Consider the following 17994-nt stretch of genomic DNA (forward strand, 5'->3'; position numbering starts at 1 on the left):
GCCGGCACGGGATGGCGGATACCCCAGGCACCCCGGCTCCGGCATCCGCCGCCGGCGGCTTCCTCGCCCTCGGTGACTCCTACACCATCGGCGAGGGCGTCGACCCGGCCGGGCGCTGGCCCGTGCAGCTGGCCGCCGCGCTGCGGCGCGAAGGCATCGATCCGGGTGAGCCGCGGATCGTCGCCACCACCGGCTGGACCACCGACGAGCTCGATGCCGGGATCGACGCCGCCCATGCGCAGGCGCCGCTCGGCGAGCGGCATGCGCTGGTCAGCCTGCTGGTCGGGGTCAACAACCAGTACCGCGGACGGCCGCTGGACGAGTTCCGCAGCGAGTTCGCCGCTTTGCTGGAGCGCGCCATCGCCTTGGCCGGTGGCGAGCCGGCACGGGTGCTGGTACTGGCGATCCCGGACTGGGGCGTGACCCCGTTCGCCGCCGCCCACGCGCGCGATCCGGGCCTGGTCGCCGCGCAGATCGACGCCTTCAACGCGGTCTGCCGCGAGCAGGCGGCGCGCGCCGGCGCGCACTGGATCGACATCGCCCCGGTCAGCCGCGAGCGCGGCGCCGAGCCGGCGATGCTGGCCGACGACGGCCTGCACCCGTCCGCGGCGATGTACGCGCTGTGGGCCGCGCTGGCGCTGCCGGCCGCGCGCGAGGCCCTGCGCCGATGAACGCGGCGGCGGCCGCCATCGACGCCTTGCGGCCCCTGCCGCGCGAACGCGCCCGCCGGATCGCCCGCGCCTTCCTCCCCGGCTCCCTGCTCGGCAGCCGCTACCACTACTACTACGCCCGGGCCAAGCTGGGCAGCGATCCCCTGTACCCCGGCGTGTGCGCGGCCCTGGCCGGCACCGACGCGCCCCTGCTCGACCTGGGCTGCGGCCTGGGCCTGCTGGCCCATGCTCTGCACGAGGCCGGGATCCGGGTGCGTTACTTCGGCGTGGACAACGACGCGCGCAAGGTCGCCGCCGCCCGCCGCGCCGCCGCCCGGGTCGGCCTGGCCGACGCCGGCTTCGAGACCCTGGACCTGTCGCGCGCGCTGCCTCCGCACCGCGGCAGCGTCGCCATCCTCGACGTGCTGCAGTTCTTCGACACGCAGCGCCAGCTGGACGTGGTCGACGCCGCCATCGGCATGCTGGCGCCGGGGGCGAAGCTGGTCATCCGCACCGGCCTGGACGACGGCAGCCGCCGCGCCCGGATCACCCGCCACACCGACGTCCTCGCCCGCCTCCTGGGCTGGATGAACGCGGCCCCGCGGGTCTATCCCGATCCCGAGCGGCTGCGCGCGCTGTTCGACGCCCGCGGCCTGCGCAGCGAGTTCGCGCCGCTGTCGGGCGATACCCCGTTCAACAACTGGCGGATCGTGGCCGAGCCGCGCTGAGCCTGCCGGCCGCATCGCGCCGGGACGCCGCGATCACGTATCCCGCCCGAGTGACGGCGGTAGGATTTTCCCGATAGCGGCAGCCGGCGCGAGCGGGCAGGATCCAGGCCTCGTGACAAGGAGAACACTCCATGGACTGGCTCCAGCGCGCCCTGTTGATCACCGGCATCGTCCTGCTGGTCACCGGCTACGTCCGGCGCGGCCGCAACCTGATGCTCGCCGCCGCCATCGCCCTGTTCCTGGCACCGGCATTGCCCGATCTGGCTATCGGATTCATGCAAGGCTACCGGGCCGAACGGGCGGACCATGCCGCGACCTCCGGCGCAACCGGTGGGTCACCGGCCGCCTATGGCGCCGCCGGCACTGTGCGAGGCAGTCCGTGAGCGGTCCGCGCCGGCGGCTGGGCCGGGGCGTCGCCGGATGGGCCGCGAAGGCATTCGACCTGGCCTTCCTCGCCGGCTGCCTGTTCTACATCGCCCGCACCGTGCCAGACCTGGTCGAGGCCTGGCCGCAGATGCGGCAGGCCTTCCAGGAGCAGGTCGAACGCCTCGACGCCGAGTGCCGGGAGCGTTAGATCCCGGCCGCACGCCTCAATCTTCCGGCAGCACGGTGCGGTAGCCGTGCTCGGCCAGCAGGCACAGGGTGGCTTCGATCATCTCCACGCTGCGTCCGTGCGGGGCGCCCTCGTGCAGCAGGACGATCGCGCCGGGGCGCAGGCCGCGCTGGATCCTTTGCAGCACCCGCACCGGATCGGCATCGACCGCGTCGTAGCCGCGCGCGCTCCAGGCCACCCGGGTCAGGCCGTGCGCGCGCAGGGGCGCGGCCACGAACGGGTTGGTGTGGCCGACCACCGAGCGGAACCAGCGCGGCGGCGTGCCGGCCACCGCCGCCAGCGCCTGCTGCGCCTGGCCGACCTGGGCCGCCATCGCCCGCGGCCCCAGGGCCCAGAAGCGGCCCTGCGGATGGGTCTGGCTGTGGTTGCCGATGCCGTGGCCGCGGGCGCGGATCGCGGCCACCAGGTCCGGCCGCGCCTGCGCCCGCGCGCCGACCAGGAAGAAGGTCGCGCGGGCCTGGTGCCGGTCCAGCGCATCCAGGATCGCGGCGGTGTCGTCCGACGGGCCGTCGTCGATGGTCAGCCAGGCCGCGCGCTCGTCCAGCGGCAACCTCGCCAGCACCGGCGCGTACAGCCGCGCCCGCGGCAGGAACACCGGCAGCACCAGCGCCGCATGCGAGGCCAGCATCGCCGGCAGGCCCCAATGCCAGCCCAGCCAGCGCCACAGCAGCGCCACCGCCAGCTGCGACAGCAGCAGCCAGGCCAGCCAACGGTGCGGATGGCGCGGTACGCGATGCAGTGTTGCCGGTTCGCTCATCGCCGCATGATGGCACGGGGGTAGAATGGCCGGCCCCGATTCCCCTCTCCCGAGCTCGCCATGTCCCTCGATCCCGCCCTGCGTTCGCGCATCGAATCGCTGCTGCAAGCCAACCGCGTCGTGCTGTTCATGAAGGGCCAGCCCGGCATGCCGCAGTGCGGCTTCTCGGCCAAGGCCAGCGGCGTGCTCGAGGACCTGGGCGTGGAGTACGCCCACGTCAACGTGCTGGCCGACCCGGAGATCCGCGAGGGCATCAAGGCCTTCGGCAATTGGCCGACCATCCCGCAGCTGTACATCGACGCCGAGCTGGTCGGCGGCAGCGACATCATCGAGCAGCTGGCCGCCAGCGGCGAGCTGTCGCAGGTCCTGGGCCTGCCGCCGCCGGACCGCACCCCGCCGCAGGTGACCGTCACCGAGGCCGCCGCCGAAAAGCTGCGCGGCGCGCTGGGCGACGATCCCAATGCGGTCCTGTCGCTGTCGATCGACGCGCGCTTCCAGCCGCGCTTCCAGATCGCTCCGCGCCAGGACAACGCCATCGCGGTGGAGGCCGCCGGCCTGCGGATCCAGTTCGACCCGGCCAGCGCGCGCCGCGCCGACGGGATCACCATCGACTGGGTCGACGACTTCCGCGGCCAGGGCCTGGCGATCGACAACCCGAACGCACCCAAGCCCGTGCAGGCGATCACCCCGTCCGAGGCCGACCGCCAGGTCCGCGCCGGCGAGCTGGTGCTGGTGGACGTGCGCCCGCCGGAGGAGCGCCTGCAGGCCAGTGTCGCGGTGACGCACCGCATCTTCGACGACGGCGGCCGCGCCGACCTGGAGGCGCTGCCGAAGGACACCCGGCTGGCGTTCCTGTGCCATGCCGGCGGCCGCAGCGGCCAGGCCGCGGAGGAGTTCCGCGCCAAGGGCTTCACCCAGGTGTTCAACGTCGAAGGCGGGATCGACCGCTGGTCGCAGGAAGTGGACGCCAGCGTGCCGCGCTACTGAGTCGTTTGGCATGTTGCGAAGAAGGCGGAGCCCAGGGGCTCCGCCTTTTTTATGCCTGCCCTGCGCCTCAGAAGCCTCCACCCGCGTCCAGCCAGGCCTGCTCCTCCGGCGTGCTCTCCCGCCCCAGCGCGCGGTTGCGGTGCGGGAAGCGGCCGAAGCGCGCGATCGCCTCCTGGTGGGCGAGCGCGTAGTCCAGGTAGGTGCGGTCGCCCAGGGTGCGGAACAGCTCGACCGAGCGCCGCTGGTCGGCCGCATCCTCCGAATGCTCGAACGGCAGGTAGAAGAACGCCCGCAATGCCGGCTCGAACGCGGCGTCATGGCCGGCCTGCAGTGCGCGTGCCGCGTACAGCCGGGCGAGGCCGTCGCTGGCGAAGGCGTGGCCGCTGCCGCGGAACACGTTGCGCGGGATCTGGTCGAGCAGGACCATCAGCGCCAGCGCGCCCTCGGCCCGCTCCAGCCAGTCCTCCAGTTCCCGCCGCGCCGCCGCCAGGTGGGCCTCGAGGAAGCGCGCCTCGCACTGGCGGTCGAAAGCCTCGCCGCCGTTGAACCAGGCCGCGATCCCGGCCTCGCGCCAGAAGCGCACCACCTCGCCCGCATCCACCATCGCTTGCCGCTCCCGTCGTGACCGCGGCCAGCATGGCATGCCTGCCCCTGGGCCCGGCGTGATCGCGGCTGGCGGTGCTCCCGCTTGCTGGTACTGACGCGAATCCCGTCGCAGGGGCGACCGCCGGTGCTTGCGCCGGGACCCGGTGGACGATTACGTTCGCAACGGTTCGTCTCCGAGGGGATTCCGATGCGTTACCGGCCGCTTCTGCTCGCCGGCGTGGCGCTGCTGTGCCTGGGCTCGGAAGCCCAGGCCGCGCGCTTCACCGACGACCCGTACCCGAGCACCTACCGGCCGCTGCCTTCGGCGCCGGTGCTGCTGCGCAACGCCACCGTGCTCACCGGCACCGGCCAGCGCCTGGACGGTGCCGACGTGCTGATGCGCGACGGCAAGGTCGCCGCGGTCGGGGCCAGGCTGCAGGCGCCGGCCGACGCCCAGGTGGTCGACGCCAGCGGCCGCTGGATCACCCCCGGCATCATCGACGTGCACTCGCACCTGGGCGTGTACCCCAGCCCGGGCGTGCGCGCGCACAGCGACGGCAACGAGGTCACCGCGCCGGTCACCGCCAACGTCTGGGCCGAGCATTCGGTCTGGCCGCAGGACCCCGGCTTCGCCGCCGCGCTGGCCGGCGGCATCACCACCCTGCAGGTGCTGCCCGGCTCGGCCAACCTGGTCGGCGGCCGCGGCGTGACCCTGCGCAACGTGCCGGCCACCAGCTACCAGGCGATGAAGTTCCCCGGCGCGCCCTGGGGCCTGAAGATGGCCTGCGGCGAGAATCCCAAGCGGGTCTACGGCGGCAAGGGCACCGCGCCCTCGACCCGGATGGGGAATGTCGCGGGCTACCGCGCCGCCTTCATCGACGCCAGCGAGTACCTGCGCAAGAACGGCGGCGGCAAGCCCAAGGATCCGCCGAAGCGGCGCTGGTGGCAGTCCTCGGACGGCGAAGACAGCGCCGGCGACAGTTCCGGCGATTCGGGCGGCAAGCGCGACCTCAAGCTGGACACCCTGGCCGGCGCGATCAACGGCGACATCCTGGTGCACATCCACTGCTACCGCGCCGACGAGATGACCACCATGATCGACCTGGCCAAGGAGTTCGGCTTCCGGATCGCCGCCTTCCACCACGGCGTGGAGGCCTACAAGATCGCCGACCGGCTGGCGGCCGAGGGCATCTGCAGCGCGCTGTGGGCCGACTGGTGGGGCTTCAAGATGGAGGCCTTCGACGGCATCCAGGAGAACATCGCTTTGGTCGACCGGCCGGCGAACGGCTGCGCGATCGTGCACTCGGATTCGGACGAAGGCATCCAGCGCCTCAACCAGGAGGCGGCCAAGGTGATCGCCAACGCGCGCCGGGCCGGGATCGAGATCCCGCCCGAGCGCGCGATCGCCTGGCTGACCTCCAACGCCGCGCGCGCGCTCGGCGTGGCCGCGCGCACCGGCAGCCTGGAGCCGGGCAAGCTGGCCGACGTGGTGGTCTGGAACCGGGATCCCTTCAGTTCTTATGCCCTGGCCGAACAGGTCTACATCGACGGCGCCCGGGTCTACGACCGCCACGATCCGGCACGGCAGCCGCGCTCGGACTTCATGCTCGGCCAGCCGGCCGCCGCCCCGGGAGGTGCGCCGTGAGCCGCCGCTTGCAACTCGGTCTCCGTGGCCTGGCCGCGCCCTTGCGCGGCGTGCTGCTCGCCAGCGCCCTGCTCTTCGCCGCGTCCGCTGCCGGCCCCGCCGCCGCGCAGCCGGCCGACGGCGGCACCCTGCTGATCCGCAACGCCACCGTGCACACCGCCGGCCCGCAGGGCACCCTGGCCGCCGCCGATGTGCTGGTCCAGGGCGGATTGGTCCGCGCCGTCGGCCCCGGCCTGGCCGCGCCGGCCGGCGCCACCGTGGTCGAGGCCGAGGGCCGGCCGCTGACCCCGGCCCTGTTCGGCGGCATCACCGACATCGGCCTGGAGGAGGTTTCCGGCGAAGCGCCGACGGTGGACGGCGAGCTGAAGCTGGAAGAGCAGCCGGTGCGCCCGGAGTTCGACGTCACCCTGGCCTACAACCCGGCCTCGGTGCTGGTGCCGGTGGCGCGGGTGGAAGGCCTGGGCTTCACCCTGCTCGCGGCCGACAACGGCCACAGCTTCGTCGCCGGCCAGGGCGGGGTGGTGCGCCTGGACGGCGAGGCCGACCCGGTCGGGCCGCGGGCCCTGTTCGTGCGCCTGGGCGCCGGTGCGGCCGACCTCAGCGGCAAGTCGCGGGCGGCCCAATGGATGCTGCTGGAGCAGATGGTGGCCGAGGCCCGCGGCCGGGTCCCGGCCGATTCGCCGCACGCCCTGCTGACCCCCGCCGGGCGCGCGGTGCTGGCCCGCTACCTGGCCGGCCAGGGCCGGATCGTGGTCAAGGTCGACCGCGCCGCCGACATCCGCCAGCTGCTGCGCTGGGCGGCGCGGGAGAAGCTGAAGATCGCGATCGCCGGCGGCGCCGAGGCCTGGCAGCTGGCGCCGCAGCTGGCGCAGGCGCGGGTGCCGGTGTTCGTCGACGCCCTGGCCGACCTGCCGGCCAACTTCGACCAGATCGGCGCGACCCTGCGCAACGCGGCGATGCTGCACGCCGCCGGGGCGGAGGTCAGCTTCAGCCAGTCCGGCGACGCCTCGCACAACGCGCGCAAGATCCGCCAGCTGGCCGGCAATGCGGTAGCTCATGGTTTGCCCTGGGAGGCCGGGCTGGCCGGCCTGACCCGGATCCCCGCCCAGGCGCTGGGCGTGGACGACCGCCTGGGCACGATCGCCGTCGGCAGGAGCGCCGACCTGGTGCTGTGGAGCGGCGATCCGCTGGACGTGATCAACACCGCCCGGCAGGTATGGCTGGGCGGGCGCGAGATGCCGATGCGCTCGCGCCAGACCGAGCTGCGCGACCGCTACCTGGGCGGCGGCGGCGAGAGCGGGCTGCCGCCGGCCTACTCGCGCTGACGCAACGCTCCGCACCCCGCCGATGGTCGCCAGCGCAACCGGTTTTGCGATAGGGTTCACATCCTGAGAACAGCGCGCCGTGCGGAGACCCCATGCGCATCGGAATCGTGGTCGATTCGGCCTGCGACCTGCCCCCCGACTACATCGACAAGCACGGCATCGTCGTGCTGCCGATCACCGTGCGCATCGGCGAGGCGGTGCTGGCCGACCACCGCGACGAGGAGGCGACCCTGAGCTTCCTGCAGGCGCACGTGGCCGAGCGCGGGCACGAGGCCGAGACCACCCCGTTCACCGTCAACCAGATCCGCGACCTGTTCCTGCAAAGGCTGGTGATCGACTACGACCACGTGTTCTGCCTGACCATCTCCAAGCTGCGCAGCCAGATCCACGACAACGCCCTGCAGGCCAGCTTCGCGATCCTCAACGACTACAAGCCGGTGCGCCAGGCGGCCGGCTACAACAGCCCGTTCGCTTTGCGGGTGATCGACACCCTGAACCTGTTCGCCGGCCAGGCGATCACCGCGGTGGAGGCGGTGCGCATGCGCGACGCCGGCGCCAACGTCGCCCAGATCCGCGCCCGCCTGGAGCAGCTGGCCGAGCACACCGTCGGCTACATGATCCCGCGCGACCTGTACTACCTGCGCGCCCGCGCGCGGACCAAGGGCGACCGCAGCGTCGGCCTGATCGGCGTGGCCCTGGGCAGCGCGCTGGACATCAAGCCGGTGCTGCGCGCGTACCGCGGGCAGACCGAGCCGGTGGCCAAGATCAAGGGCTTCGAGCCGGCGGCGCAGAAGATGTTCGAGGTCGCCGGCGCGCGCGTGCGCGCCGGCCTGATGACCCCGACCCTGGCCCTGGGCTACGGCGGCGAGCTTGCCGAACTGCGCGCCCTGCCCGGCTACACCCAGCTGCGCAGGACCTGCGAGGAGCACGGGGTCGAGGTGCTGGAGAGCGTCATGAGCCTGACCGGCATGGTCAACGTCGGCAAGGGCGCGGTGGCGGTGGCCTTCGCCGCCGAGCCGCACAAGTTCGGCTGACGTCCGCCACGCCGCGTTCGCGCCCGGATCGCCAGACTGACGCCAGAATTCTGGTCCGCCATTACGGAGTCCGCCATGCCGCGTTACCTGATCCGCCTGCCCGATCCCGCCCACGCCCGCGGCAATGAGCCGTCGCTGTCGTTCACCGCCAACGGCGCCGGCGCCTTCGCCGAGGAGCTGCAGGCGGCGCTGGCCACCCCGGCCCTGTTCGAACGCTGGCGCGCGCTGCAGCCGGAGCCCGACGAGGTCGATCCGGCCCTGGGCGCAACCGACCCATCAGCCACGGTCAGCGGCGCGCAGCAGGACCTGCACGTGGACCTGGTCGCCGACACCCGCATCCCCGGCGAGATCCTCAAGCAGCGGCTGCGGCTGCTGGCCGGCCGCCACTGGGAACTGCGCGACGTCCGCTTCTGACATCGCCAAGGGCAGGGACGCTCCATGACGACGACATCGCCGACCCGTGTACTGCTGGCCTGGAGCGGCGGCAAGGACGCGGCCTGGACCCTGCACGTACTGCGCCAGCGCGCGGACGTGGAGGTGGTCGGGCTGCTGTCCACCATCACCCGCGAATACGGGCGCGCCTCGATGCAGGGCGTGCGGGTGGAGGTGCTGCGGGCGCAGGCCGCCGCCGCAGGCCTGCCGCTGCTGGAGGCGGAAATCCCGGCGCAGTGCGACGACGAACGCTACGCCGAAGCGATGGCCGATGCCCTGGCCACGGCCGCCGCGCGCTGGTCCGGGCTGCGCACCGCCGCCTTCGGCGACCTGTTCCTGGAGGACATCCGCCGCTGGCGCGAACAGCGCCTGCAGGCCGTCGGCTGGGAACTGCTGACGCCGCTGTTCGGCGAGGACACCGCGTCCCTGGCACGACGGATGCAGGCTGCCGGCCTGCGCGCGCAGCTGTGCTGCGTGGACACCGGACGGCTGGACCTGAGCTTCGCCGGCCGCGCCTTCGACGCCGCCCTGCTGCAGGACCTGCCGGCGGACGTGGATCCCTGCGGCGAGAACGGCGAATTCCACACCTGCGTCTGCGCCGGGCCGATGTTCGCCGCGCCGCTGTCGTTGCAGCGCGGCCAGACCGTGCTGCGCAACAGCCGCTTCCTCTACACCGATTTCCTGCCGGGCTGAGTTCCCGCTGTAGGAGCCGGTCTTGCCGGCGACCGCCAAGGTGGATACGTCTGCATGAAACCGGCTGCCAATGATGCCTCCGCCTCCACAGTCGCCGGCAAGACCGGCTCCTACAAGTGCCCGCAGCAGCCGTCGTGCGGATCGTGCGGCGCCACCCCGGCATGGGCCTTCGCCTCGCCGTGCAGGGCCGCGGCGTGGTGGGCGATGTGCTCGCCGATGAAGCTGGCCACGAAGTAGTAGCTGTGGTCGTAGCCCGGGCGCATGCGCAGCTGCAGCGGATGCCCGGCCGCGACCGCGGCGGCCTGCAGCAGCTGCGGCCGCAGCTGGGCGTCGAGGAACTCGTCTTCGCCGCCCTGGTCGACCAGCAGCGGCAGCTTCTCCTGCGCGGCCTTGACCAGTTCGCACGCATCCCACGCCTTCCACGCCTCGCGGTCCTCGCCCAGGTAGGCGGCGAACGCCTTCTCGCCCCAGGGCACCTTCGACGGGGAAACAATCGGCGAGAACGCCGACACGCTGCGGTAGCGCCCCGGGTTGCGCAGGGCCGCGACCAGCGCGCCGTGGCCGCCCATCGAATGGCCGCTGACCGCGCGCAGGCCGTTGGTCGGGAAGTGCGCCTGGACCAGCGCCGGCAGCTCCTCGACCACGTAGTCGTGCATGCGGTAGTGCGCCGCCCACGGCTGCCGGGTGGCGTTGAGGTAGAAGCCGGCGCCCTTGCCCAGGTCGTAGCCCTCGGCATCGGCCACGTCCTCGCCACGCGGGCTGGTGTCGGGCGCGACCAGGATCACCCCGTGCTCGGCAGCGTAGCGCTGCGCCCCGGCCTTGGTGATGAAGTTCTGCTCGGTGCAGGTCAGCCCGGACAACCAGTACAGCACCGGCAACTCGCGGTCCTCGGCCTGCGGCGGCAGGTACACGGCGAAATCCATCGTGCAGCCGAGCGTCTCCGACGCATGCCGGTACACGTCCTGCCAGCCGCCGAAGCAGGCGCGGTGTTCGATCCTGTGCATCAGTAGTGCACCACACTGCGGATCGACTTGCCCTCGTGCATCAGCTCGAAGGCCTCGTTGATCGCGTCCAGGCCCATGGTGTGGGTGACGAACGGGGCCAGTTCGATCTCGCCGGCCATCGCGTCCTCGACCATGCCCGGCAGCTGGCTGCGGCCCTTGACCCCGCCGAACGCGGTGCCCTTCCAGGTGCGGCCGGTGACCAGCTGGAAGGGACGGGTGGAGATCTCCTGGCCGGCGCCGGCCACGCCGATGATCACGCTCTGGCCCCAGCCGCGGTGCGCGCATTCCAGCGCCGCGCGCATCACGTTGACATTGCCGATGCATTCGAAGCTGTGGTCCACGCCCCAGCCGGTCATCTCCACGATCACCTGCTGGACGGGCTTGTCGTGGTCCTTGGGATTGATGCAGTCGGTGGCGCCGAACTGGCGGGCCAGTTCGAACTTGGACGGATTGGTGTCGATGGCGATGATCCGCCCGGCCTTGGCCTGGCGCGCGCCCTGGATCACCGCCAGGCCGATCCCGCCCAGGCCGAACACCGCCACGCTGTCGCCTTCCTGGACCTTGGCGGTGTTGTGCACCGCTCCGATACCGGTGGTCACGCCGCAGCCGAGCAGGCAGACGTGTTCCGGGTTGGCCTGCGGGTTGATTCTGGCCAGCGAGACCTCGGCCACCACCGTGTACTCGCTGAAGGTCGAGCAGCCCATGTAGTGGTAGACCGGCTGGCCCTCGTAGGAGAAGCGCGAGGTGCCGTCGGGCATCACGCCCTTGCCCTGGGTGGCGCGCACGGCCACGCACAGGTTGGTCTTGCCGCTCTTGCAGAACAGGCATTGCCCGCACTCGGCGGTGTACAGCGGGATCACGTGGTCGCCCGGCTTGACGCTGGTCACGCCCTCGCCGACCTCGACCACGATCCCGGCGCCCTCGTGGCCGAGCACCACCGGGAACAGCCCTTCCGGATCGTCGCCCGACAGGGTGAAGGCGTCGGTGTGGCAGACCCCGGTGTGGGTGATCCGGACCAGCACCTCGCCGGCCTTCGGCGGGGCGACGTCGATCTCCACGATCTGCAGGGGCTGGCCGGGACCGAAGGCGACGGCGGCACGGGACTTCATGGGGGAACTCCTCTACGAACGAACGGGAATGCGGCGGCGCAGGCGGCGACGCGCGGCTACTTGAGATAGGAACGCACCAGCCCGGTCATCTCCGCGACCCGGGCCTGGCGCTGGGCGTCGGAACCGGCCGGCTGGCCGAATTCCTCGCGGATGTGGGCCTCCATCACTTCCGACATCAGGCCGTTGACCGCGCCACGAATGGCGGCGATCTGCTGCAGCACCGCGCCGCACTCGGCGCCGGCCTCCAGCGCGCGCTCCAACGCCTCGGCCTGGCCGCGAATGCGGCGCACGCGGGTCAGCACGCGCTTCTTCTCGTGGGGACTATGCGGCAAGGCGACCGGCTCATGATCAATACTGGGGTATAGTATCAATCGTGGTGGATGGAGCCAATCCGTCGTGGTTGTCGCACTAGTCTTCCCGCGACCAGCGTGCCAGGTTCTGTTTCAGCGCTTCGATCCCCGCCCACGGATCCTTGCGCCGCCGCCTCAGCTTCGTCGGCACGTCCTTGATGGAAAAGGCGTTGGCCCGGGTGAGTTTCGACAGCTCGCTCCAGGCCAGCGGCATGGCCACCGGCGCGCCCGGCCGCGCGCGCAGCGAGTAGGACGCCACCGCGGTGGCGCCGCGGCCGTTGCGCAGGTAGTCCACGAAGATCCGCTTGTTGCGCCGGCTCTTGGTCGAGGTGGCCAGGAACCGGTCCGGCTCGGACCGGGCCAGTGCATCGGCGAAGCCATGGGCGAAGCGCCGGGTCAGCTCCCAGTCGCATCCGGGATTCAACGGCACCACGACGTGCAGGCCCTTGCCGCCGGAGGCGCGCAGGAACGACTCCAGTTCCAGCTGCTCGAGCAGCCTGCGGATGTCCACGGCGGCGCGCCTGACCTCGGCGAAGGGCACGTCGGGCCCCGGGTCCAGGTCGAACACCACCCGATCGGCGACGTCCGGATTGGACGCGTGCGCGCCCCAGGGATGGAACTCGAGCGCGTTGAACTGGACCAGTTCCATCAGCCCGGCGACATCCTCGACCATCAGGTACCAGGCGTTGTTGCCGCCCTCCTCCTTCAGCCGCACCGACGACACCCGCTCCAGGCCGGCGGTATGGTGCTTCTGGAAGAAGCACGGCCTTTGCGTGCCTTCGGGACAGCGCATGATCGACAGCGGCCGGCCGGCGATCTCTGGCAGCAGGTGCCCGGCGACGGCCAGGTAGTAGTCCCAGACCTCCTGCTTGGTGATCCGGGTCTCCGGGAACAGGATCTTGCCGGGACTCGACAGCTTGGGCAGCGACGGTTCGGTCGCCGCGGACGCCGGCTTCGATGGCGTGCGCGTGCCAGCCGCCTTGCGCGCCCTGGATGCGCGCGCAGTTGCGTCGGGCCGGTCGCTGTCGGCCAGGTCGGCGACCGCCTTGTCCGCCCGGACCGCCTTGAGCGAGGGCTGCCGCAGCAGCTGCTGGCGTCCCACGCCGCGATAGAACACCTCCACCACGAAGCGCGGCTGGAACCACACCGCGGTGCGCAGGTCGGTATCGGTCGTGCCCACGTGGGCGGTCGGCGTGCGTGAACCGGTCCTGGGCAGCTTGGCCGTGACCTCGCGCATCAGCGCATCGTTGAAGCCGGTGCCGACGCGGCCGGAATAGCGCCACCCGTACTCCGGATCCGGCCGGGCGAGCAGCAGGGAACCGAAGCCGGTTCTCGATCCGCGCGGCGCGGTATAGCCCACCACCGCGAACTCGTCCGAGGCCAGCTGCTTGGTCTTGCGCCAGTCGTCGCTGCGGCCGCCGTGGTAGGCGCGGTCGGCGCGCTTGGAGATGATGCCTTCGAAGTGGCGCTCGCCGGCCAGGCGGAACGCCGACTCGCCATCGCCTTCGATGTGCGAGCTGAAGGCCAGGTGCGCGGGCGCGCCCTCCAGCACCGCCTGCAGCAGGGCCTTGCGTTCGAGCAAGGGTGCCCCGGCGATGTCGACTCCATCCACGTGCAGCAGGTCGAACAGCACGAACGCCAGCTGGCCCTGGCGCTCGCCGGACAGGGTGGACTGGAGCAGGTTGAAGTCCTCCTTCCTGCCGGAGCCGGCGATCAGCTCGCCGTCCAGCGCGGCCGATTCCAGCCCCAGCGCCAGGATCGCGTCGCGGATCTCCGGGAGCTTGGCGGTCCACTCCAGGGCGTTGCGCGACCACAGGCGGACCTCGGCGCCGGCGACGGTCGCCAGGATCCGGTATCCATCCCACTTGAGCTCGTGGATCCACTGTTCGCCCTGCGGCGGCGCCTCGCCCAGCCGCGCCAGCTGCGGCTCGAAGGGACCGTCCGGCGGCCGCCCCTTGCGGGCATGGGTCAGCTTCGACGCCTGCTTGGCCCAGTCCTTCCGGCGCCGGCGCCTGGCGGGCAGGGCGGCAAGTTTCTTCTTGGCCTGCTTGCCCGCGCCGGCGCGCTTCACGTCCGCCGCCGGCGCCGGGGCGACATCGGCCAGCAGGTCGTCGGCTTCCAGCTTGCCGGCGTAGGCATCCTTGTCCTTGAACAGCAGCCATTGCGGCTGCCGGGCGGGCCTGCCGGAACGCACCAGGTGCCAGCCGCCCTTGAGCTTTTCGCCGAACAGCTCGAAGCGCAGATGGCCCTTGGCCAGCTGCTCCTCGGGATCGCCATCGGTGGCCCACACGCCGTGGTCGAACTGGGCCACGTGGCCGCCGCCGTACTGGCCCTTCGGGATCTCGCCTTCGAAGCCGGCGTAATCCACCGGATGGTCTTCCACCTCGACCGCCATCCGCTTCACGTCCGGGTCGTAGCTGGGGCCCTTGGGCACGGCCCAGCTCTTCAGCGCGTCGCCGACCTGCAGCCGGAAGTCGTAGTGGCGCCGGCTGGCATGGTGCAGCTGGACCACGAAGATCGCGCGCTGCCCCTTGGGCAGGGGCTTGCCCGGCTCCGGTTCGCGGGTCTGGTCGAAACTGCGCTTGCGCCGGTAATCGACCAGACTCATGGCGCGGCGCTGCCCGTCGGGCGCCCGGCGTCGGTCCTGGTGCTGTCGTCGGTCATGGCGGATTCCTCTCGGGTCTTCCCGACCCTAGGCCAGCGCCGATCCCCACCAGGTGAAGGAGCGGCGGCCCGGCATGGACACCGGCACGGGCGCCTCAAGTCTCCGCATGTGCCGCCGATGAGGAGGCACGGCCCTGCACCGCCGCCCGCGGTGGTGCGCCCAGGCATCCGGGGAACCATGCTCAAAACGATCGACGTCGACCAGTTGCGCCCCGGCATGTATGTCCAGCGGTTGAACGGCCCCTGGCTCAAGCACCCGTTCTGGCGCGGCTCGTTCCTGGCCACCACCCGCGACATCGACCGCCTGCGCGAGAGCGAGGTGGAGACGGTGGACATCGACGCCAGCCGCGGCGAGGACGTCGAGGGCGCGGAGGCGGACGACACTGCGGAAGTCCAGGAGCCGGCCGCGGCCGTGCATGCGGTGGCCGGCGACGCCGCGCGCGTCCCCGCCGCCGCGCCGGCCGACCTGGCCTCCGAACTGAGCCGCGCCCGGCGCATCTGCCAGGAAGGCCGCGACGCGGTCGAGGCCATGTTCCGCGAGGTCCGGATGGGGCGCACCGTGGATCCGGGCGCGATGATGCCGCTGGCCGACGAGATCACCGCCTCGGTCGACCGCCATCCCGGCGCGCTGATCAGCGTGGCCCGGCTCAAGACCGCCGACGACTACACCTTCATGCACTCGGTCGCGGTCAGCGCGCTGATGGTCGCGCTGGCGCGGCAGCTGCGGCTGTCGGACGAGGAATGCCGCGAGGCGGCGATGGGCGGCCTGCTGCACGACCTGGGCAAGGCCTGCATGCCGCTGGACATCCTCAACAAGCCCGGGCGCCTGACCGACGACGAGTTCACGGTCATGCGCACCCATCCGGAGGAAGGCGAGCGCCTGCTGCGCGACAGCGGGCTGGAGAACGCCACCGTCCTGCACATGGTCCGCCACCACCACGAGAAGTTCGATGGCGGCGGCTATCCGGCGCGGCTGGCGGCCGAGGCCACGCCTTTGCTGACCCGGATGAGCACGGTCTGCGACGTGTACGACGCGATCACCTCCAACCGTCCGTACAAGGAAGGCTGGGACCCGGGCGAGTCGCTGCGGCAGATGGCCTCGTGGAAGGGCCACTTCGACCCGGCGGTGCTCAAGGCCTTCATCGGCAGCCTGGGGATCTACCCGATCGGCACCCTGGTGCGGCTGTCCAGCGATCGCCTGGCGGTGGTGGTGGAGCAAAGGCCGGGAGCACTGTCCTCACCGCTGGTACGCGTGTTCTTCTCGGCCAGGTCGCGCACCCAGCTGCTGCACCGCGACGTGGACCTGTCCGAACACGGCTGCGGCGAGCGCATCACCGGGATCGAGTCGCCGCGGCAGTGGGGCTTCCGCGAGCTGGAGAAGCTCTGGGCGCCGTGAGCGTCGGCCGCAGCACACCGACCATACGGGGGCGAAGCTGGACAGCCCCGGAGGCGGCCTCCGACAATCGCCGTTCCACACCACCCAAGGATGGCTCCAATGCTTCCACGCCCGTCCGCGCGCAGCCTGCTCGCGCCGCTGTTCCTGTCCTTCGCCCTGCTGGCCCTGGCCGGCTGCAAGCCGGGCGCCGATGCAAGCGCCACCGGCGGCGACACCGCCGCCGCGGCACCGGCCCAGGCCGATGCGCTGCTGGCCGATCCCCGGGTCGGCGACCTGTGGGCGGCGGAGCTGTCGCACTTCTCCGGCGGCGAGTTCGGCGACGGTGCCGAGACAACCGAGACCGTCTACGGCCTGATGAAGGTCGTGGAAGTCACCCCCGAGCAGGTGGTGCTGGTCACCGAGACCGGCGCCTGGCCGAAGAAGCAGGGCGCGATCAACGACCTGCGCGGCGACCTGGCCTCGATCAGCTGGGACGAGGGCGAGAAGATCCCGCTCAAGCGCGAAGAGGTCGCGGTCCTGGCCGGCCAGGGCAAGATCCTGGAGACCCGCCGCCTGGCGCAGTGACGTCCGGGCGGTAGCCGAACGAAGAAGCCGGGCATCGCCCGGCTTTTTCGTGCCGCCCGCTCAGTAGGCGAACTCGCGGAACACCCGGTCGATGTCGCCGTTCCACTCGCCGTGGAACAGCTCCAGCTTGCGCTCGGCCGCGGTCTGCCCGGATTCGGCGATCTCGATCAGCGGCTCGAGGAAGCGCGACTCGTCGATGCCGTCGCGGTTGCGGGCGTTGCGCCGGCGCAGGCCGGCGGCGGCGATCTTCAGCGCCTCGACCGCCAGCTCGCGCACCGTCGCCCCGCGGAAAGGCAGCTTCAACCCATGCTTCGGCACGCCGTCGCGCAGGGCGTGGCGTTCGGCGGGGCTGAAATCCTTGACCAGGTCCCAGGCCGCGTCCAGCGCCGCGTCGTCGTACAGCAGGCCGACCCAGAACGCCGGCAGCGCGCACAGCCGCGACCACGGGCCGCTGTCGGCGCCGCGCATCTCCAGGAACTTCTTCATCCGCACTTCGGGGAAGGCGGTGGTCATGTGGTCGGACCAGTCGCGCAAGGTCGGCAGGGCGCCGGGCAGCACGTCCAGCTCGCCCCCCAGGAACTTGCGGAACGACTTGCCCGAAGCGTCGACGTAGACGCCGTCGCGGTAGGAGAAGTACATCGGCACGTCGAGCAGGTAATCGACGTAGCGCTCGTAGCCGAAGCCGTCCTCGAACACGAAGTCGAGCATGCCGGTGCGGTCCGGATCGGTGTCGGTCCAGATGTGCGAGCGGTAGCTGAGGTAGCCGTTGGGCCTGCCTTCGGTGAACGGCGAGTCGGCGAACAGCGCGGTGGCCACCGGCTGCAGCGCCAGCGACACCCGGAACTTCTTGACCATGTCCGCTTCGCCGGCGTAGTCCAGGTTGACCTGGACGGTGCAGGTGCGGGTCATCATGTCCAGGCCGAGCGAGCCGACCTTCGGCATGTAGTCGCGCATGATCCGGTAGCGGCCCTTGGGCATCCACGGCATCTGCTCGCGCCGCCACTTGGGCTGGAAGCCCATGCCGAGGAAGCCCAGCCGCAACTCGTCGGAGACCTGGCGTACCTCGTTGAGGTGGGTACCCAGTTCCTCGCAGGTCTGGTGGATGCTCTCCAGCGGCGCGCCGGACAGCTCCAGTTGCCCGGCCGGCTCCAGGGTCACCGAGGCGCCGTCGCGCAAAAGGGCGATGGTCCGTTCCGGCTGCCCGTCCACGCTCTCGCGCACCGGCTCCCAGCCGAAACGGACCAGTCCCTTGAGCAGGGCCTCGATCCCGCGCTCGCCGTCGAACGCGGGCGGGTGCAGGTCGTCCAGGCGGAAGCCGAACTTCTCGTGCTCGGTCCCGATCCGCCAGTCGGCCCTCGGCTTCTCCCCCGACGCGATGTACTCCACCAGCTGATTGCGCTGGGTGACCGGGGTATCGGCGGCGTGGCTGGGGCTCGACAAGGGCTGGCTCGGGGGGGG

The 17994-nt window shown here is 71.7% G+C and carries 19 protein-coding genes; 12 read left to right on the forward strand and 7 right to left on the reverse strand.

Annotation, left to right across the window (positions count from 1 at the left end):
- The first annotated feature begins 11 nt into the window (after window positions 1-11).
- From CSC62_RS01270 to CSC62_RS01285, 4 genes are all read left to right on the forward strand, one after another.
- Window positions 12-671 carry an SGNH/GDSL hydrolase family protein gene (locus tag CSC62_RS01270; RefSeq protein WP_162404345.1) on the forward strand — a complete coding sequence of 220 codons (660 nt, stop codon included), beginning with the start codon at window positions 12-14 and terminating at the stop codon, window positions 669-671.
- 35 nt (window positions 672-706) lie between these two features.
- A complete protein-coding gene (locus CSC62_RS01275) occupies window positions 707-1378 on the forward strand; it encodes a methyltransferase domain-containing protein (protein WP_162404385.1) in 672 nt (223 codons plus the stop codon).
- Window positions 1379-1509: 131 nt separating this feature from the next.
- Entirely contained in the window at window positions 1510-1761 is a 252-nt protein-coding gene (locus CSC62_RS01280; RefSeq protein ID WP_162404108.1) for a hypothetical protein, read from the forward strand.
- Window positions 1758-1952: a hypothetical protein gene (locus tag CSC62_RS01285; RefSeq protein ID WP_162404346.1), complete on the forward strand. Its 195-nt coding sequence runs from the start codon at window positions 1758-1760 to the stop codon at window positions 1950-1952. The genes CSC62_RS01280 and CSC62_RS01285 overlap by 4 nt, the downstream gene beginning before the upstream one ends.
- A gap of 16 nt (window positions 1953-1968) precedes the next feature.
- Here CSC62_RS01285 and CSC62_RS01290 read toward each other — a convergent pair whose 3' ends face one another.
- A complete protein-coding gene (locus CSC62_RS01290) occupies window positions 1969-2748 on the reverse strand; it encodes a polysaccharide deacetylase family protein (protein ID WP_162404347.1) in 780 nt (259 codons plus the stop codon).
- 60 nt (window positions 2749-2808) lie between these two features.
- Here CSC62_RS01290 and grxD point away from each other — a divergent pair, with 60 nt between their 5' ends.
- The gene (gene grxD, locus CSC62_RS01295; RefSeq protein WP_162404348.1) at window positions 2809-3735 is read left to right on the forward strand and encodes a Grx4 family monothiol glutaredoxin; all 927 of its coding nucleotides are present in this window, start codon (window positions 2809-2811) and stop codon (window positions 3733-3735) included.
- 67 nt (window positions 3736-3802) lie between these two features.
- Here the strand turns inward: grxD and CSC62_RS01300 are convergent, their stop codons facing one another.
- Window positions 3803-4339, reverse strand: a complete 537-nt coding sequence (locus tag CSC62_RS01300) for a DUF924 family protein (RefSeq protein ID WP_162404349.1) — start codon at window positions 4337-4339, stop codon at window positions 3803-3805.
- Window positions 4340-4528: 189 nt separating this feature from the next.
- Here CSC62_RS01300 and CSC62_RS01305 point away from each other — a divergent pair, with 189 nt between their 5' ends.
- The 5 genes from CSC62_RS01305 (at window position 4529) to CSC62_RS01325 (ending at window position 9449) form a co-directional block, all read left to right on the forward strand.
- Window positions 4529-5965, forward strand: coding sequence for an amidohydrolase (locus tag CSC62_RS01305; RefSeq protein ID WP_162404350.1), 1437 nt, complete (start codon window positions 4529-4531; stop codon window positions 5963-5965).
- A gap of 50 nt (window positions 5966-6015) precedes the next feature.
- On the forward strand, window positions 6016-7290 hold the full coding sequence (locus CSC62_RS01310; RefSeq protein ID WP_425501975.1) for an amidohydrolase family protein: 1275 nt from the start codon (window positions 6016-6018) through the stop codon (window positions 7288-7290).
- Window positions 7291-7382: 92 nt separating this feature from the next.
- The gene (locus CSC62_RS01315) at window positions 7383-8324 is read left to right on the forward strand and encodes a DegV family protein (protein WP_162404351.1); all 942 of its coding nucleotides are present in this window, start codon (window positions 7383-7385) and stop codon (window positions 8322-8324) included.
- 75 nt (window positions 8325-8399) lie between these two features.
- Window positions 8400-8738, forward strand: coding sequence for a hypothetical protein (locus tag CSC62_RS01320; protein WP_162404352.1), 339 nt, complete (start codon window positions 8400-8402; stop codon window positions 8736-8738).
- A gap of 24 nt (window positions 8739-8762) precedes the next feature.
- Window positions 8763-9449 (forward strand): Dph6-related ATP pyrophosphatase, encoded by a 687-nt coding sequence (locus CSC62_RS01325; protein WP_162404353.1) that lies wholly within the window; start codon window positions 8763-8765, stop codon window positions 9447-9449.
- A 110-nt stretch (window positions 9450-9559) separates the two neighbouring features.
- On the opposite strand, the gene fghA is transcribed toward CSC62_RS01325, so the two are convergent.
- From fghA to ligD, 4 genes are all read right to left on the reverse strand, one after another.
- On the reverse strand, window positions 9560-10453 hold the full coding sequence (gene fghA, locus CSC62_RS01330) for an S-formylglutathione hydrolase (protein ID WP_162404354.1): 894 nt from the start codon (window positions 10451-10453) through the stop codon (window positions 9560-9562).
- A complete protein-coding gene (locus CSC62_RS01335) occupies window positions 10453-11562 on the reverse strand; it encodes an S-(hydroxymethyl)glutathione dehydrogenase/class III alcohol dehydrogenase (protein ID WP_162404355.1) in 1110 nt (369 codons plus the stop codon). The genes fghA and CSC62_RS01335 overlap by 1 nt, the downstream gene beginning before the upstream one ends.
- Before the next feature lie 56 nt (window positions 11563-11618).
- On the reverse strand, window positions 11619-11894 hold the full coding sequence (frmR, locus tag CSC62_RS01340) for a formaldehyde-responsive transcriptional repressor FrmR (RefSeq protein WP_162404356.1): 276 nt from the start codon (window positions 11892-11894) through the stop codon (window positions 11619-11621).
- A 76-nt stretch (window positions 11895-11970) separates the two neighbouring features.
- A complete protein-coding gene (gene ligD / locus CSC62_RS01345) occupies window positions 11971-14520 on the reverse strand; it encodes a DNA ligase D (RefSeq protein WP_162404357.1) in 2550 nt (849 codons plus the stop codon).
- 234 nt (window positions 14521-14754) lie between these two features.
- Between ligD and CSC62_RS01350 the strand changes: the two genes are divergently transcribed.
- On the forward strand, window positions 14755-15972 hold the full coding sequence (locus CSC62_RS01350) for an HD-GYP domain-containing protein (RefSeq protein WP_162404358.1): 1218 nt from the start codon (window positions 14755-14757) through the stop codon (window positions 15970-15972).
- 99 nt (window positions 15973-16071) lie between these two features.
- Window positions 16072-16536: a hypothetical protein gene (locus tag CSC62_RS01355; protein ID WP_162404359.1), complete on the forward strand. Its 465-nt coding sequence runs from the start codon at window positions 16072-16074 to the stop codon at window positions 16534-16536.
- 60 nt (window positions 16537-16596) lie between these two features.
- On the opposite strand, the gene CSC62_RS01360 is transcribed toward CSC62_RS01355, so the two are convergent.
- Entirely contained in the window at window positions 16597-17976 is a 1380-nt protein-coding gene (locus CSC62_RS01360; RefSeq protein ID WP_162404360.1) for a glutamate--cysteine ligase, read from the reverse strand.
- Window positions 17977-17994 lie beyond the last annotated feature (18 nt).

This window comes from Pseudoxanthomonas jiangsuensis (assembly GCF_010093185.1).
GTDB lineage: Bacteria > Pseudomonadota > Gammaproteobacteria > Xanthomonadales > Xanthomonadaceae > Pseudoxanthomonas > Pseudoxanthomonas jiangsuensis.